Source organism: Collinsella provencensis, assembly GCF_900199705.1.
Lineage (GTDB): Bacteria > Actinomycetota > Coriobacteriia > Coriobacteriales > Coriobacteriaceae > Collinsella > Collinsella provencensis.
Genome location: NZ_LT904908.1, coordinates 1,072,396 through 1,088,045, shown reverse-complemented (window position 1 = coordinate 1,088,045; position 15,650 = coordinate 1,072,396). Strand labels below are relative to the sequence as shown.

At 60.2% G+C, this 15,650-nt stretch carries 11 protein-coding genes; 4 read left to right on the top strand and 7 right to left on the bottom strand.

What is annotated here, in order from left to right; translation table 11 throughout:
- Positions 1-355 precede the first annotated feature (355 nt).
- The gene (locus tag C1711_RS04915; protein ID WP_102338051.1) at positions 356-2,107 is read left to right on the top strand and encodes a VWA domain-containing protein; all 1,752 of its coding nucleotides are present in this window, start codon (positions 356-358) and stop codon (positions 2,105-2,107) included.
- 72 nt (positions 2,108-2,179) lie between these two features.
- The gene (locus C1711_RS04910; RefSeq protein ID WP_159060054.1) at positions 2,180-2,527 is read left to right on the top strand and encodes a hypothetical protein; all 348 of its coding nucleotides are present in this window, start codon (positions 2,180-2,182) and stop codon (positions 2,525-2,527) included.
- 127 nt (positions 2,528-2,654) lie between these two features.
- Here C1711_RS04910 and C1711_RS04905 read toward each other — a convergent pair whose 3' ends face one another.
- Complete coding sequence (locus tag C1711_RS04905; protein WP_102338049.1) at positions 2,655-3,641, bottom strand: ribose-phosphate diphosphokinase; 987 nt, start codon at positions 3,639-3,641, stop codon at positions 2,655-2,657.
- Positions 3,642-3,690: 49 nt separating this feature from the next.
- Positions 3,691-5,091, bottom strand: coding sequence for a bifunctional UDP-N-acetylglucosamine diphosphorylase/glucosamine-1-phosphate N-acetyltransferase GlmU (gene glmU, locus C1711_RS04900; RefSeq protein ID WP_102338048.1), 1,401 nt, complete (start codon positions 5,089-5,091; stop codon positions 3,691-3,693).
- 103 nt (positions 5,092-5,194) lie between these two features.
- On the opposite strand from glmU, the gene C1711_RS04895 reads away from it, so the two are divergent.
- Positions 5,195-6,841 carry a cation:proton antiporter gene (locus C1711_RS04895; protein ID WP_102338047.1) on the top strand — a complete coding sequence of 549 codons (1,647 nt, stop codon included), beginning with the start codon at positions 5,195-5,197 and terminating at the stop codon, positions 6,839-6,841.
- 102 nt (positions 6,842-6,943) lie between these two features.
- Here the strand turns inward: C1711_RS04895 and C1711_RS04890 are convergent, their stop codons facing one another.
- A complete protein-coding gene (locus C1711_RS04890) occupies positions 6,944-7,774 on the bottom strand; it encodes an exodeoxyribonuclease III (RefSeq protein ID WP_102338046.1) in 831 nt (276 codons plus the stop codon).
- 247 nt (positions 7,775-8,021) lie between these two features.
- On the opposite strand from C1711_RS04890, the gene folP reads away from it, so the two are divergent.
- Complete coding sequence (folP, locus tag C1711_RS04885; protein ID WP_102338045.1) at positions 8,022-9,785, top strand: dihydropteroate synthase; 1,764 nt, start codon at positions 8,022-8,024, stop codon at positions 9,783-9,785.
- Positions 9,786-10,072: 287 nt separating this feature from the next.
- Here the strand turns inward: folP and C1711_RS04880 are convergent, their stop codons facing one another.
- The 4 genes from C1711_RS04880 to C1711_RS07855 form a co-directional block, all read right to left on the bottom strand.
- Positions 10,073-10,837, bottom strand: coding sequence for a type III pantothenate kinase (locus C1711_RS04880; RefSeq protein ID WP_102338044.1), 765 nt, complete (start codon positions 10,835-10,837; stop codon positions 10,073-10,075).
- 280 nt (positions 10,838-11,117) lie between these two features.
- Positions 11,118-12,989, bottom strand: coding sequence for an ABC transporter ATP-binding protein (locus tag C1711_RS04875; protein WP_199824882.1), 1,872 nt, complete (start codon positions 12,987-12,989; stop codon positions 11,118-11,120).
- Between the two features lie 166 nt (positions 12,990-13,155).
- On the bottom strand, positions 13,156-15,012 hold the full coding sequence (locus tag C1711_RS04870) for an ABC transporter ATP-binding protein (protein ID WP_234346259.1): 1,857 nt from the start codon (positions 15,010-15,012) through the stop codon (positions 13,156-13,158).
- Positions 15,005-15,607, bottom strand: coding sequence for a MarR family winged helix-turn-helix transcriptional regulator (locus C1711_RS07855; protein WP_234346258.1), 603 nt, complete (start codon positions 15,605-15,607; stop codon positions 15,005-15,007). The genes C1711_RS04870 and C1711_RS07855 overlap by 8 nt, the downstream gene beginning before the upstream one ends.
- Between the last annotated feature and the right edge of the window lie 43 nt (positions 15,608-15,650).

The following is a 15,650-nucleotide window of genomic DNA, read 5'->3' as shown; positions in this document are numbered from 1 at the left end:
CCGCTCCTGCCGGACGCGCCAGTTTGTTCTCAACGCATGGGGAGCAAATGAAAAAAGACAACGGAATATTCGTTCCATTGTCCTACCTTCCTTCGATGAATGATAGCACAGATAGATGGTTAGAAGTCCTACAACCGCGAAACCGATGCCGTTCATAAGGTAAACCTTCCCCAAACGCTTTCACTTTTCGCCCAGTACGGCGAAAGCGCAAGCGCGCCCCCTTTCTCTTCAATTGAATAGCTTTACTCCCTTTTCCGCTGGATTTCCCCTGCTTTAAGCAACGGAACGAATATTCCGTTGCTTTGCCTTCTCGTTGTCTTCACCTGCAAATGCAGCTGGATCAAAGGAGAAGGATATGAAAACAAATCTGTTTAGAAAAAAGGGGTTGATTAGAGCTTTCACAGCTGTGATGACCTCGGTTTTCTTGGCCATGGTGTTTGTGGCAACACCTGCCATGGGCGCGACTGCCGACATCTGGAACATTTCTAAGTCCAAGACGGCAACGAACTTGGATGAGAACTACGAGTCTCAGGTGACGCTGTCTCTGCCTTCCGCCGAGGAAGAGCTGGTCAGCGACATCGTTTTCGTTATGGACGAATCAAGCTGCAATGATCAACAAGGATCAGGTGGTCCTGGCAATGCCCCGTTGATTAGAGCAAAAGTTACCGCGATGCTGAATGACCTTAATGAAAGTATCGCGAAGTCCGGTGCCACCATTCAGGTCGGCGTTGTGCAATTCCGTGGTGAGGTCACTACGTTTCCTCTGACCGAGCTTGATGCCAGCACTGGTGAGAAAGTTGCTAATTTCATGAATACTCGTCCCACGGTGGGCGGCAGCAACATGAGTGCTGGTTTGAATGCAGGCAAAGCGATGCTTGACAATGACACTAGGGTGAAAGAACCCAGCCGCAAGTACTTGATTGTTGTGAGCGACGGCCTTACGTACATTTGGGATGACGAAGATACGAAAGACGTGTATGAGAACTACGGCGTGAACTTTGCTAATGGTGACGCTCCGAATAAACCGATGCTTGCCAGTCCCGACGGCTGGGATGTTCGTTATTACAATGGATACACTCCCGACGACTGGAACGAATGGTATGCCGAGATGAACGGCGGTCTTGCCAAGAAGACCATTGATGAGAAGCCTTCTACCTATGATCGCGACGCAGATATCTCTGGTGATAAGTTTGTTCATTACGGCGAAAAAGACAATTACGCCTCTACGGTCGACGTTGCTTTGTATAAGTCCTACCAGGTGTATCAGAGCATCAAAGCTGAGGGCTACAACGCGTACGTTGTATGCGAGGGTGTTCCAGGTGAAATGGCAAGTTTCCCCTATGGTCCTTCGTTCATGAAGTGGATGGGTGGCGAGAACACCGTCGACTTCGACGATATTCAGAAGGATGTGTACTACCTGCTTGACAGCGGCTCCAAGGTCGTTGACGTTATGGGCAAGGGTACTGACGACAAGGGCAACGCCTACGACTTCGATTTCGTCAACGACGTCGAAAAGCTTGAGCTGGAGGTTGGCGATCAGGTACTCGACAGGGTCAAGATTGACGAGAACACCTACGGCTTCGGCAAGACCGATAACGGCTTCCGCTTCAAGGTGACCTACTGCCCCGAGGGCACCCCTGAGGTCCCTGGCGAGCACTTCGTGTGGGAGATCAATGAGGCAGTAAGCAACTTTGATCCTGTTGCCCTTACTTACACCGTGAAGCTGATGAACCCCCAGACCAAGGCTGGTACCTACGGCGAGTACGACGCTAATGGCGCTGCTGGAAAGAGCGCGCTCTACACCAACGACAGCGCAACGCTGTATCCCGTTGACACGAATCAGACCCCGGGCGCTGCTGAGGACTTTGCTAAGCCCACGGTTTCCTACACCGTAGCCGAGGCGCCCGTCGTGCCCGAGGAGCCTGCTAAGCCTGAGCAGCCCGAGAAGCCGGCTAAGCCTGAGCAGCCCGAGAAGCCGGCTAAGCCCACCAAGAAGCCGTCCGGCACCCTGCCGCAGACCGGTGACGCCGTCATGGCCGCCGTTGTGCTGACTGGCCTGGTTGGCGCTGGTGCAGGCGTTGCTTACGTCTCGCGTCGTCGCGCATAGAACTTCTATTGGCAATGTGGTGTGCGTCCTTTCCGGGGCGCGCACCATTTACTTTTTCGTTGGCGAGGAATAGTGGCAAAACGAGTCAATTTGGGCATTCAAGGGCTTCGCGTCAATGAGACTGAGTGCGAAATCCTGGCATATATCGTGCACCGTGCGCGTGAGCAGCGCGGACTTGGTTGTGATCCCGTTGGATTGAGCCGCCGTAGCCTTTCGCTTGCAGTGGGATGCTCAGCGCAGACGACTCTGAGGTCCTGCGCCGCCCTTGAGGAAAAGGGGCTTGTTTCCGCGGATGTTCGCCATGCGGAAAATGGGGCCCAGGTTGCCAACGCATATTGCGTTACGGCTCTGGGCATGGAGATTGCCCGCTTGTATGAAGAAAGATTCGGCGCAAATCGCCTGGAGGAATCCGTAGCGTAGGCGGCCAAAGGCGCCTAACAAGGCGTAGCCAGAATCCAACATACTCATGAAAAGGGGGACACGATTTGCATCGTGTCCCCCTTCGTTGCGTGAAGACATTCGAGCTACTGGATGTGGCTCGATGCAATTACATCGCGAAGTCGCCGCCGATGAGGCAGGAGACGGGCTGCTCGCGATACACGGCAGAGATGGTCTCGGCAAACTCACCCGCCACGGTTATGGTCTTGATCTTGCCCTGCTCCTCAACGGGGATGGCGTCGGTGACAACGCACTCCACAATGGGGGCGTCGTTCAGGCGCTCAATTGCGGGGCCGGAGAAGATGCCGTGGGTGGCGCACACGTAGATGTCGCCGGCGCCCATGGCCTTGAGCTCCTTGACGTTGGCGCACAGGGTGCCCGCCGTGTCGATCATGTCGTCGTTGATGATGCAGGTCTTGCCCTTGATGTCGCCGATGATGCCCATGACCTCGGCCGCGTTGTGACGCGGACGGCCCTTGTGGGCGATAGCGAGGCTGCAGTCGAGCATGTCGGAGAGCTTCTTGGCTGCCTTGGCGCGACCCACGTCGGGGGAGACGACGACCAGGTTCTCAGTATCGAAGTTCATCGCGTTGTAATAGTCAGCGAACAGCGGCAGAGCAGACAGGTGATTGACCGGGATGTCGAAGAAGCCCTGGATCTGACCCTGGTGCAGGTCGAGCGTGATAACGCGGTCGACGCCGGCGCACTCGAGCAGGTTGGCCACAAGACGGGCGGTGATGGGCTCACGCGGAGCGGCCTTGCGATCCTGGCGCGAGTAGCCGTAGTGCGTGATGACGGCGGTGATGGAGCGAGCAGAGGCGCGCTTGGCGGCGTCGGTGGCGATGAGCAGCTCCATGAGCATGTCGTTGACGTTCTCACCCGCAACGGACTGAATGAAGAATACGTCGGCGCCACGGACAGTCTCGTCATAACGAGCATAGATCTCGCCATTGGCAAACTGCTTCAGGGTGAGGCCGGAGAGCTCCACGCCAAGGATGTTCGCAATCTTCTCAGCGAGCGGACGGTTGGAAGAACCGGAATAGATACGCAGAATCTTGCTGACGTCCATAGTCTTCTTAGGATCAGTTAGCGGCATGTCGTTCTCTCCTTCTAAAACGCCTCACTGCCTGTCATAACACACTATATTATAGGCGAGCGCGACGACGCTCGGTGTATCCTTCCAACACACGCTGATCAGATCTTTCGATGGCCAGTGCGCCGTCGGGAACGTCGCGCGTGATGCAGCTGCTCGCGCCCGTGATGGCGTCTGCGCCGATGTTCACGGGGGCGACCATCATGGTGTCCGAGCCGATGAACGTGCGATCGCCGATGGTGGTGGCGTGCTTGTTCTTGCCGTCGTAATTGCAGGTGATGGAGCCCGCGCCCACGTTGACACCGGAGCCCATGGTGGTGTCGCCGATGTAGGAGAGATGCGGGACCTTGGAGCCCTCGCCGATGGTGGATTTCTTGATCTCCACGTGCGTACCGGCCTTGGAGCCGTCGAGCATGTGCGTCCCGGGGCGCAGGTAGCAGCGCGGGCCGCACGAGACGTTGTTCTCGAGCACGACGTCGATGGCAACCGTCTCGTCGATGGTGCAGCCATTGCCGGCGACCACGTTGGTGAGGCGCGTGTTGGGGCCAACCTGGCAGTCCTCGCCGATGCGGCAGGCGCCGATGAGGTGGGTCTGCGGCCAGACGACGGAGTCGCGGCCGATCTGCGCATCGGGGGAGATCCACGCCTGTGCGGGGTCGATGAACGTGACGCCCTCGGCCATGAGGCGCGCGTTGATGCGGCCGCGCGCGATGCCGGTGAGCTCTGCGAGCTGTGCGCGTGAGTTCACGCCCAAGCCATCACGGTAATCGTCGCAATGGAAGATGGTCACACTGTGGCCGTGGTCTTTAAGAATCTCGACCATGTCGGGGAGGTAGTACTCGGACTGGGCGTTGTCGCTGGTGATTTCGCCCACATGAGCGGCGAGCAGTGCGCCGTCGAATGCGTAGCAACCGGCGTTGCATTCGGTCAGCTCGGCTGCCTGCTCGGGCGTGCAGTCCTTCTGCTCGATGATACGGTTGACGGAGCCGTTCTCCGCAAGCTCGATGCGACCGTATCCAAAGGGCTCAGGCGGCGTGAAGGTGAGAATGGCGCCCGCATGTCCGCCCTCGGCGACCGTGCTGGCGAAGGTGCGGATGGTTTCCGCCTGGATGAGGGGCAGGTCGCCGTTGAGTACCACGACGGGGCCCTCAGCGATGCCCGTCTCCTCGAGTGCCACGCGGACGGCATGGCCGGTGCCCAAGCGCTCGATCTGCTCAACGCACTCGATGGCGGCGGCGTGCGGCGTGTCCTTGTAAGCGGCGCTGATGAGCGCACGAACCTCATCGGAATGGCTGCCCACCACGACGACCACGCGTGTGCAGCCCGCGGCAAGCGCGGCGTCGATAACCCAGCAGGCCATCGGTTTGCCCAGGATTTGGTGCGACACTTTGGCATGATTCGACTTCATGCGCGTGCCCTCGCCCGCGGCCAAGATGATTGCAGTGACGTCCATGTGGGTTCTCCCTGTGCATTTGAGTTGCCGATAAGCGCGGTGTCCGTGCCATCATAAAGTGGACGGTACGCACGCTTGATGATATAGCACCAAACGGAGGACCATGCACGGAGACAGCATCCTACTCACAACTTTCGTCCTTGCCCTCGTTGCCGCATTTGCAGGCGGCATGGCCGCCCGGGCCGTCCGTCTGCCGCCCATCGTGGGGTATCTGCTGGGCGGCCTGGCGGTCGGTCCGTTCACTCCCGGATTCATCGGGGACTCGCATGCCATGAACCAGCTCGCCGAGATCGGCATCATGTTCATGATGTTCGGAACGGGCTTGCACTTCTCATTCGACGACCTCAAGGCGGTCAAGAACGTGGCGGTCCCCGGGGCGGCGCTGCAGATCGTGCTCGGCACGGCGGCGGGCTGCGCCCTGGCGCTTGCGCTGGGCTGGAGCGTCGAGGCGGGCGTCATCCTCGGTTTGTCGGTGTCGATCGCTTCGACGGTGGTCCTCATCAAAAACCTGTCCGATACGGGTCTCGACAAAACCGAGGGAGGGCGCATCGCCACGGGCCGACTCATCATCGAGGACTTGGTCACCGTGGTGATCATCGTGGTGCTGCCCGTGGTGTTTGGCCCGGGCGAGACGACGGTGCGCGCCGTCGCCGTCGGTTTGGCTCGCGCGTTGCTCAAGACCGCCGCGTTCGTGCTGATCATGTTCGAGATCGGTTCGCGCGTCTTGCCGACCCTGCTCACGCGCATCGCGCGCTTTTGTCCGCGCGAATTGTTCCAGCTCGCCGTGATCGTGGTCGCACTCGGCACAGCGATGGTCGCCGCGGTGACGTTTGACCTGTCCTTCGCGCTTGGCGCGTTTCTGGCCGGCGTCGTGGTGGGAGGGTCCAAGATCGCGCATCGCGTGGCGGCAGAGTCTATCCCATTCCAAGACCTGTTCTCCATCATCTTCTTCGCCAGCGTGGGCATGATGGTCAATCCGGGATTTCTGATGGCCCATCTGCCCGAGCTGCTCGTGCTCGTGCTGCTTATCATGGTGGGGAAGTGGGTCATCAACATGGCGCTCGGCCTGGCGTTGTCGGCCGGTGTGAGCGCCTCGATTGTCATCGCCGCGGGGCTGTCGCAGATTGGCGAGTTCTCGTTTCTCATCGGGCAGACGGGCATGGCGCTTGGGGTTTTGAACTCCGATCAGTACGGCCTGATCCTGGGCGCCGCCGTGGTCTCCATCGCTTTGAATTCGTTTGTGTTTAAGTTGAATCCGCTGCTCGAGCGCTGGTTTGCCGCACATCCCTCGCTTGCGTCCCTGTACGAGCGCCGCGCGTCCCAGAGGGCGGTTTTTGGGTATAGCGGCGCCGGCACCGGAGTTGCTCCCGTCGCTGCTGCATCCGCCGCCGTGCCCGCGAACGCACCCGTGAATGTGCCCGCGCAGGCTGCCATGGCTCCCGCCACGTCCGACGCGCCTGTGGGCGAGTTTGTCCCCAAGTCCGCATTCGGTGCGCTTGACGAGCTGTTCGGCGCGTTCCCCGGCGTTGAGTTGCACTGGGTTGCGGTGAGGGCCCACAGCGCCGCCGCGGGCTCCACGCTTGCGGAGCTCAACGTGCGCGCCAAGACCGGCGCGCGTGCCATTGCCATGCATCGCGATGGCGACTTGGAACTCGCGATCGAGCCGGATATGCCCCTGTGCGTTGACGACAGGCTCGGGTTGCTGGGCTCGCCCGAGCAGATTCGGGCCGCCGAGGAGCTCTTGCGTTAGACCGGGCTTTCGGCGCGGGCGGGGCCACTGCGCCAGGCCTTTTGATGTGGCGTGACGGTTTGGCCGCTGCCGTCTCCTTGAATCGAACGGCGTTCGCTTGGGCTAGAGTTCTATCTCCAGCGTGACGGGGCAGTGGTCGCTGCCAAAGATGTCGTTGCGGATTCCCGCGCTGTGCACGCGACCCGCGATTGCGTCGCTCACGAGGAAGTAGTCGATGCGCCAGCCCGCGTTGTTCTTGCGGGCGTTGAAGCGATAACTCCACCAGCTGTAGGCGCCCTCGAGGTCGGGGTGCACCATGCGGAACGTGTCGGTGTAACCCGCTTCGAGCAGCTTGGTAAATTTTGCGCGCTCCTCATCGGAAAAGCCTGCGTTGCCGCGGTTGCTCTTGGGGTTCTTGAGGTCGATTTCGTTGTGCGCAACGTTAAAGTCTCCGCAGGTAATGACCGGTTTTCCCGTTTCGGCTTCAAGCGAGAGCAAAAACGCGCGATAGGCGTCGTCCCAAGCCATGCGCACGTCGATGCGCGCGAGCTCGTTTTGCGCATTGGGCGTGTACACGTTCACGAACCAAAAGCGCTCGAACTCGAGGGCGCATACGCGACCTTCGGTGGCCGCGGCGGCAACGAGCTCCAACGCATCATCTGAAAGGCCGGCGTTGCGGCCTGCTTCGAGGACAGCATCGGCATGGCGGACGGAGAGTGGTTCCTCGCGTGTGAACACGGCGGTACCAGAGTAGCCTTTGCGCTCGGCGTAACTCCATACCTCGTGGTAGCCGGGAAGGTCGATTTCGGCCTGACCCTGCTGTAGCTTCGTTTCCTGGATGGCGAGGATATCGGCATCAAGCTCAGCGGCGATTTCGGTGAAGCTCGGCTCCTTTTTGAGGACGGCGCGTAGACCGTTGACGTTCCACGAGGCAAAACGGTAAAGCTGGGACATGCTGGTACTCCAAGTGTTTGTGCGGGTACGTTTACTTTTCTTCGCTCGGTGCGCACTTCGACAAAACGCGCACCAGTTTCGGGACAGTTGCTTTTGGCTCAGTGTATCAGCTCTGAACCTTGAAAGAATGTATGCGCAACGCGGTTCTTGCACCTTGCTTTGGTTAACAGGGCAATCACGCTATACAATAAGGTTTCATGCATGCGGGGCATACGGTCTCGCTGCACGGGGAATGCAAGGAGCCGTTATGGCACGCGATACAAAGGTTTGGCTCTGCGGCAAGTTTGAGCTCAAGTTCGACCGTCCGCGCATCATGGGTGTTTTGAACGTCACTCCCGACTCGTTTAGCGACGGCGGGGAGCACTTTGATGTTAACTCCGCGATTGCGTTTGGCATGGAGATGCTCGACGCCGGCGCCGACATCATCGACGTGGGTGGCGAGTCGACGCGTCCGGGCTTTACGCCGGTCGATATCGACGAAGAGGCGAAGCGTGTCCTGCCCGTGGTAAAAGCACTGGCAAAAGAGGGCGCCATCGTCTCCATTGACACGCGTCATGTCGAGGTTGCCAAGGCCGCCGTGCGCGTGGGCGCTTCCATCGTAAACGACGTGACGGGCTTTACCGACCCGCGCATGGTCGAGTTCGTTGCCAATAGCGATTGCGGCGTGGTTGTCATGCATGCCGGCGAGATTGACGGCGCGGACGGGGCTTCCGTACGCACGCATACGCCGGTGCAGCTCGACACCTCGGCAGCGGCGTTTATGGCCGAAAAAGCCCGCGAGGCCGAAGAGGCAGCTCGCGCGTTGGGCGCCACCGGCAAGTCCAAGCGCGCTGCGAAGGCAAAGCTCATTTCGGGCATGATGCAGCCCCAGCTGCCGTTTGATGCAACGCCCAACGGATCGGATGCCGCTGAGGCCGAGCGTCGGGCCGCCATTGCCGCCTTCGCTCCTGCCGAGGCGCGCGCCACGGAGGCGGTCGCCTCCGATGCCGAAGTCGCTGTAGTTGGCGTGAACGCCGCAAGCCCCGATGCACAAAAGACGGCGACCGGCGATGACCTCGCTTCTATCATGGCTCGCTCCGCCGCTCGCGCCGGAGCACATGCGCGTACTTCGCAGCTGCGCCGCTTCACCTTGCCCGACTCCGCGCCCATCATGCGCCGCATCATGGGCTTCCTGTCAGACCAGGCGCGAGCCCTGGTGCACGCGGGCGTTGACCGCGAGCGCATCTGCCTTGACCCGGGTCCGGGATTTGGCAAGGACGCCAACGAGGACATCGTGATTCAGCGCGAGATGGGCAAGATCGCCTCACTCGGGTATCCCACGCTGTGCGCTGTCTCGCGCAAACGCGTGGTGGGCGCCATCTCGGGTGTTGCCGATGCCGCCGACCGCGACATCGCCACATTCGGCGTGTGCCTCGGTGCCATCGAGCAAGGTGCCAATATCGTGCGCGTTCATGACGTTGCGGGCTTTTACCAGTTCCTGAACGGTTTTTGGGCCATCGCGCGCCCCATGCCGCGCCGCGCGTACATCGCACTTGGCTCCAACAAGGGCGAGCGTGAGGATAACCTCCGCGCCGCGCGCGATCTCATTGCCGAGATTCCCATGACTTGCGTGTCCAGCTGCTCGCGCATCTATGAGAGTGAACCAGCATATGTGACGCGTCAGCAGCCGTTCGCCAATGCCGTTATCGAGATCAAGACCGAACTCGCCCCGCTTATCCTGCTGGAAGAGCTTCTCAAAATCGAGAACAAGCTCGGCCGCAAGCGCGGTGCGGGCACGCGCGCCAACGGGCCGCGCGTTATCGACTGTGACCTCATTTGGATGGACAACGAGACGCACGGCGGCAACAAGCTGCGCCTGCCGCACCCCGGTCTGGGCGAGCGCGACTTCGTGCTCGTGCCGCTTGAGGACCTGATGCACAATCCGGCGCGCTTCTTCCGCTACGAGGGCATTGACGTCAAAGAGCCCGAAGAGCGCGTGGGTCACGTGGTCGCGGAGCTCGGCACGTTCTAGCGGTTTTTTCTCAAAACGGTGCGAGAATGGCAAAAAATGCCAGATTGTAGTGTTTTGGTTGGCCTTTTGGAGATCGTTGGTCTGCTGTCAGATGTTCTCGCGCAATGCATGTTGCAAAAAGACCAGGTGGCGAGGAGGCAGGCGCGCCTCCTCGTTTCATTACAACCTTGCTGCTGAGTTTTTCTTGCTTGCGAAAGACTATTTTCTGGCAAAAATTGCCACTTATTCTCTTTTCATGAGAAAAAGTAGGTTGAGCGATAGTGGGCGGAGGGTATTCCTCCCGCCCGCTATCGCATGCGGTGGTAAATCTCGCAGATGCCCTTGATGGTGAGCTGCGGATCGACGACGTCGAAGGCGTCGGTGGCTGTGGCGACGATGCTGGCGAGTCCGCCCGTGGCGATGACCGGCGCATCGGGGGCGCCGAGCTCTTCGCGTATGCGTGCGATCAAGCCCTCCGCCATGGCGGCGGCACCCACCACGGCGCCGCTTTGAACGGCCTCAACGGTGTTTCGACCAATGGTATGCGCGGGTGCCTCAAGCGGAACGCTCGCCAGTTTGGCAGCGCGCGACGTGAGCGCGTCAAGTGAAAGGCGAAGGCCCGGGGCGATGCAGCCGCCGATATAGGCTCCGCTCGCGTCCACGACGTCGATATTCGTTGCGGTTCCAAAATCGACCACGATGCTCGGCGCGCCATATTCCAGCGCCGCTGCGGTTGCGTTGGCAATGCGGTCGGCGCCGACTTCGGCGGGGTTGTCCGCCTTGACGTTGGTGACCGCCGCCGTCTCGCGACCCACGATCACGACGCGGACGCCCAGCGCGTCGGCCACGCCCCTCCATGCGCGCACGAGTTGGGGTACCACGCCCGCGAAGGCGATGGCGTCAACGCTGTCGAGCGACAGCCCGTCTTTTTGGAAATAGCCGAGCAGACGCAGGTGCACCTCGTCCATGGTGAGGGTGCGGTCGGTGGGCATACGCCATGCGTGAATCAACTCATCGTCATCGAACAGGCCCAATACCGTTTGCGTGTTTCCCATATCGATGGCTAATAACATGGCTGTCTCCCATGAGCGTGTGTTCAGATTCTCGGCGTACATTTTGCACCGTTCACGTGCGGAGGGCAAATAAACGCCGCCCCATCCTTCTTTCGAGAGCGACTTGGCAAAGCGCTCTTTAGAAGAATGGGGCGGCGAGTACGGAGTCAATGTTTTGGCGCGCAGGCTGCTTCCCGAGGGTGTTTTGTGGAGCGAAGCGGAACCACACCCGAGGGAAATTGGCTGCGCGCCCGGGCGGCGTCCTCTTTTGTCCGCCCGCCCAAGCGCACGTATTCAGCGATTACTCCAGCTCAAATGCGCCGGTGTAGAGCTGGTAGTACATGCCCTTTTGCGCGATGAGCTCGTCGTGCGTGCCGCGCTCGATCACGCGACCATGGTCGAGGCAGATGATCACATCGGAGTTGCGCACGGTGGAGAGGCGGTGCGCAATCACAAACGTGGTGCGCCCCTGCATGAGGGCGTCCATGCCCTTCTGCACGATGGCCTCGGTGCGCGTGTCGATGCTTGAGGTCGCCTCGTCCAAAATCATCGCGGGCGGGTCGGCAACTGCAGCGCGTGCGATGGAGAGCAGCTGACGCTGACCTTGCGAAATCTGCGCACCGTTGTCGGTGAGCACAGTGTCGTAGCCCTGCGGCAACATGTTGATGAACGTATCGGCGCCTGCAAGCTTTGCCGCCTTGATGCACTCCTCGTCGGTGGCGTCGAGCTTGCCATAGCGGATGTTGTCCATCACGGTACCGGTGAAGAGGTTCACGTCCTGCAACACCACGCCAAGGGAGCGGCGCAGGTCGCTCTTGCGAATCTTGCTCACGTTGATGCCGTCATAGCGGATCTTGCCGTCGGAAATGTCGTAGAAGCGGTTGATGAGGTTCGTGATGGTGGTCTTGCCGGCACCCGTGGCGCCCACGAACGCGACCTTCTGGCCGGGCTTTGCATACACCGAAACGTCGTGCAGGATCTCGTGGTCGGGACGGTAGCCAAAGTTCACGTGCTCCATGCGAACATCGCCGCGCAGCGGAGTGTAGGTGACGGTGCCGTCGTGGTGCGGGTGCTTCCAGCCCCACAGGCCCGTACGCTCGGCGCTCTCAACCAGCTCGTTGTCCTTAACGGCAAGATTCACGAGCGTCACATAGCCGGCATCCTGCTCAACTTCCTCGTCGAGCAGCTCGAAGATGCGCTCGGCACCGGCGAGGCCCATGACCACGGAGTTGATCTGGTTGGAGATCTGTCCCACCTGGCCGGCAAGCTGTTTGGTCATGTTGAGGAACGGAACCGCCACGGCGATGCTCAGCGGCATGCCTGAGATCGAGAAGTTGGGCACGCCCAGGAAGATGAACACGCCGCTCATAATCGCCACGATTACATACAGGAGGTTGCCCATGTTCATGAGAATCGGCATGAGCGTGTTGGCATAGCTGTTCGCGGTGCGCGCGGCGGTTTCCCACTCACTGTTGATGCGGTCGAAGTCCTCCTCAGCCTCGCGCTCGTGGCAGAAGACCTTGATGACCTTCTCGCCGCCCATGACCTCTTCCACATGGCCCTCAAGCGCGGCGACGGCGCGTTGCTGACGCAGGAAGTTGCGGGCCGAGCGGCTGCCCAGGTAGCGTGTGGCGAGCGCCATGACGATAACGCCCAGGATCACCACGATGGCCAGCGTGATGCTGTAGTAGAACATGATGCACACCACGGCGACCATGATGAGAGACGTGAGCGTGAGCTGCGGGATGCTCTGGGAGATCATCTGACGCATGGCGTCGACGTCGTTGGTGTAATGGCTCATCACGTCACCGTGCAGGTGCGTGTCGAAGTACCGGATCGGCAGGCGCTGCATGTGCTCGAACATGGCGGTGCGGAAGTTCTTGAGCGCGCCTTGCGTGATGACGGCCATTGCCTGCTGCCAGAAGGCGTTGCAGATAAGTCCGAGCAGGTAGAAGATCACGAGCATAATCACGTTGTGGATGATTTCGCCGGCAACGGGGTCCCATGCACCGGTCTGCCAGGAGTCCTCCACGATGGCGAGCACGCGTTCCATGAATACGTTGGGAATCGCCTGAACGATGGCGTTGAAGACGATGGCGGCAATGACGGTCGGCAGGAGCACGGGGAAGAACCCGAAAAGCATCTTGAGGGTTCGACGGGCGGTCTTGCCCATGTTTGCCGTGCGCTTACCGCGATTGGCGGATGCGCCCTGGGGGTCGTGGGTGACCTGTGATGCTCGCTTGGCGGCCTGCGCGTTGGCAGACTGCGACGATTGAGATGCTGCCTGTGCGTCAGCGACCTGCGATGCGTTTTGCTGATTCAGCATGGTTTCCGTCTGCTTACTCATGGGCGTTCGCCTCCTCTCGGGAGGTTTGGTCTTCGGTCGCGGGCGCCTCCATGGTTACCTCCGCAACCGCTTCCATAGTCTCGTCTTCGATGTCGATTTGCTTCTCGTCGTGGCTTTGCTTGTTCTGGGACATGTACACGGCGCGGTAAATCTCGCTACGACGCAGCAGCTCGTCATGCGTGCCAACGGCCGAGATGCGTCCGCTGTCCATAACGATGATGCGGTCAGCGTCCTCCACCGAGCCCGTGCGCTGCGCAATGATGATCTTGGTTGTTTCGGGCAGATACGAGCGCAAACCGGCGCGGATCAGCTTGTCCGTCTTGGTATCCACGGCGGACGTGGAGTCGTCCAAAATCAGGATTTTGGGACGCTTGAGCAGTGCGCGGGCGATGCATAGACGCTGCTTCTGGCCGCCGGAGACGTTCGCGCCGCCCTGCTCGATGTGGTGCTCGTAGCCGTCGGAGAAGCCTTGAATGAACTCGTCGGCTTGTGCCAAGCGCGCCGCCTCGATGACTTCCTCGTCCGTTGCCTCGGCGTTGCCCCAGCGCAGGTTCTCTGCAATAGTGCCACTGAACAGCACGTTTTTCTGCAGCACCATGGCAACCTCGTTGCGCAGCGTGTCCAGGTCGTAGTCACGCACGTCGATGCCACCTACGCGCACCGTTCCGCGCGTGGTGTCGTACAGGCGCGGAATCAGCTGCACAAGACTCGACTTGGCCGAACCCGTGGATCCGATGATGCCGATAACCTCACCGCTCTTGATATGCAGGTCGATGTCGGAGAGCGCTTCGGCGCTGCTGCGGGATGCATAGGCAAAGCCCACGTTTTCGAAGTCGATGGAGCCGTCGGGCACCTCGGTTACGGGGTTTTCGGGGTTGACGATTTCGGACTTTGCAGACAGCACTTCGCAGATGCGGTTTGCGCCCTCTTCGGCGATGGTGCACAGCGCGAATACCTGGGAGAGCATCATCAGGTTCATGAGAATCTGGATGCCGTAGGTGATAAGGCTGGAGAACTGTCCCACGTCGATGAGCGTGCCCTGGGTGTCGATGATGGCGTACGAGCCCACGCCGATGACGAAGGTCATGACGGTGTACATGCAGAAGTTCATGATCGGCGCGTTGAGGGCAAGGATGCGCTCGGCGAACGTGAAGTCGTGGGCGACCTCCTCGGCAGCACGTGAGAACTTATCGATCTCGTAGTCCTCGCGCACGTAGCTCTTGACCACGCGGATGGCGGAGAGGTTCTCCTCAGCGGACTCGTTCAGGGCATCGTACTTATGGAAGATGCGCTGGAAGACGGGGTGCACCTTGCGCACGATGGTGAACAGGGCAATACCGAGGAACGGCATGATTGCCAGGTAGATGAACGACAGCCATCCGCCCATGATGTATGCCATGGTGAAGGCGCAGATGATCATCAGTGGGCTGCGGATGGCAGCACGGATGAGCATCATGAAGGCCATCTGCACGTTTTGGACATCCGTGGTGAGACGCGTGACCAGCGACGAGTTGGAGAAGCGGTCGATGGTGGCAAAGTCGAAGGTCTGAATGGCGCGGAACATGTCCAGGCGGAGGTTGCGTGAGAAGCCGCAGGATGCTTTGGCGCATGTAAGACCGGCCGCCGCGCCAAACATGAGCGAGATGATTGCCATGGCGGCGAGCATGCCGCCATAGGTGAGGAGCGTGGGCAGGTCGGCTCCGGCTTTGACGCTGTCGATGAGTGAGGCGGTTCCGAAGGGGATGAGCGCCTCAAAGACGACCTCGCCCGTCACGAGAAGCGACGTTGCGATGGTGGCTTTCTTATATTGGCGAATGGAGCCCGCAAGTGTTTTGAAGATATTATTCATCAAGCTCCTCCCACGTGGTACGGATTTTTTGCAGCATGTCGGCAAGCTGGTCCTGCTCTGCGTCAGTGAGCGCGGTGAACGCCTTGAGACGGAATTCCCGGCGGCGCTCATGCTCACGCTGGGCGATGGCGGCCCCCTGCTCGGTGATGCTCACGAGCAACTGGCGGCGATCTTTGGTGTCGCGTATGCGTTCGATAACCCCAGCGGCCTCCATCTTCGAGAGGATCTCGGAGAGGGAACCGGGTTTGAGCTCAAGACGCGAGCCGAGCTCAAGCTGGGAAAGCTTGCCGCCACTGCGGTCGAGCATGCACAGAATGGGCACCTGGCCCGAACGTCCGCCTCCGTGGAAGTGCATGTAGTGACCGCAAAAACCGAGTCCCTCCAAGATGCGCTTGGCACGCTCGGCTTCGGCGGATTCGCGTTCTTCTTCGCTTGTGATCTGGTCGATGGCCGTGGGCCTGGTCGCAGCCTCAAGAACCTCGAGTTCCGGGCAGGATTCGGGCACGTTTTGCAGGGGCGTTTCCGCAGTGTTCGGCGCGGGTGTGGCATGGCGCTCGTTAGAAGCGCTCACGTCTCCGTGTGTTGTTGCCTTCAACGTGTAGCCCTCCTTTTCATCCGTTTTCTTTTGATGCGAATGA

What these genes read in the sequence shown, in the direction of transcription:
- C1711_RS04915 (WP_102338051.1), top strand. Translation starts at nt 356, where the DNA reads ATGAAAACAAATCTGTTTAGAAAAAAGGGGTTGATTAGAGCTTTCACA.
- C1711_RS04905 (WP_102338049.1), bottom strand. Translation starts at nt 3,641, where the DNA reads ATGCCGCTAACTGATCCTAAGAAGACTATGGACGTCAGCAAGATTCTG.
- glmU (WP_102338048.1), bottom strand. Translation starts at nt 5,091, where the DNA reads ATGGACGTCACTGCAATCATCTTGGCCGCGGGCGAGGGCACGCGCATG.
- C1711_RS04895 (WP_102338047.1), top strand. Translation starts at nt 5,195, where the DNA reads ATGCACGGAGACAGCATCCTACTCACAACTTTCGTCCTTGCCCTCGTT.
- C1711_RS04890 (WP_102338046.1), bottom strand. Translation starts at nt 7,774, where the DNA reads ATGTCCCAGCTTTACCGTTTTGCCTCGTGGAACGTCAACGGTCTACGC.
- folP (WP_102338045.1), top strand. Translation starts at nt 8,022, where the DNA reads ATGGCACGCGATACAAAGGTTTGGCTCTGCGGCAAGTTTGAGCTCAAG.
- C1711_RS04880 (WP_102338044.1), bottom strand. Translation starts at nt 10,837, where the DNA reads ATGTTATTAGCCATCGATATGGGAAACACGCAAACGGTATTGGGCCTG.
- C1711_RS04875 (WP_199824882.1), bottom strand. Translation starts at nt 12,989, where the DNA reads ATGGGCAAGACCGCCCGTCGAACCCTCAAGATGCTTTTCGGGTTCTTC.
- C1711_RS04870 (WP_234346259.1), bottom strand. Translation starts at nt 15,012, where the DNA reads ATGAATAATATCTTCAAAACACTTGCGGGCTCCATTCGCCAATATAAG.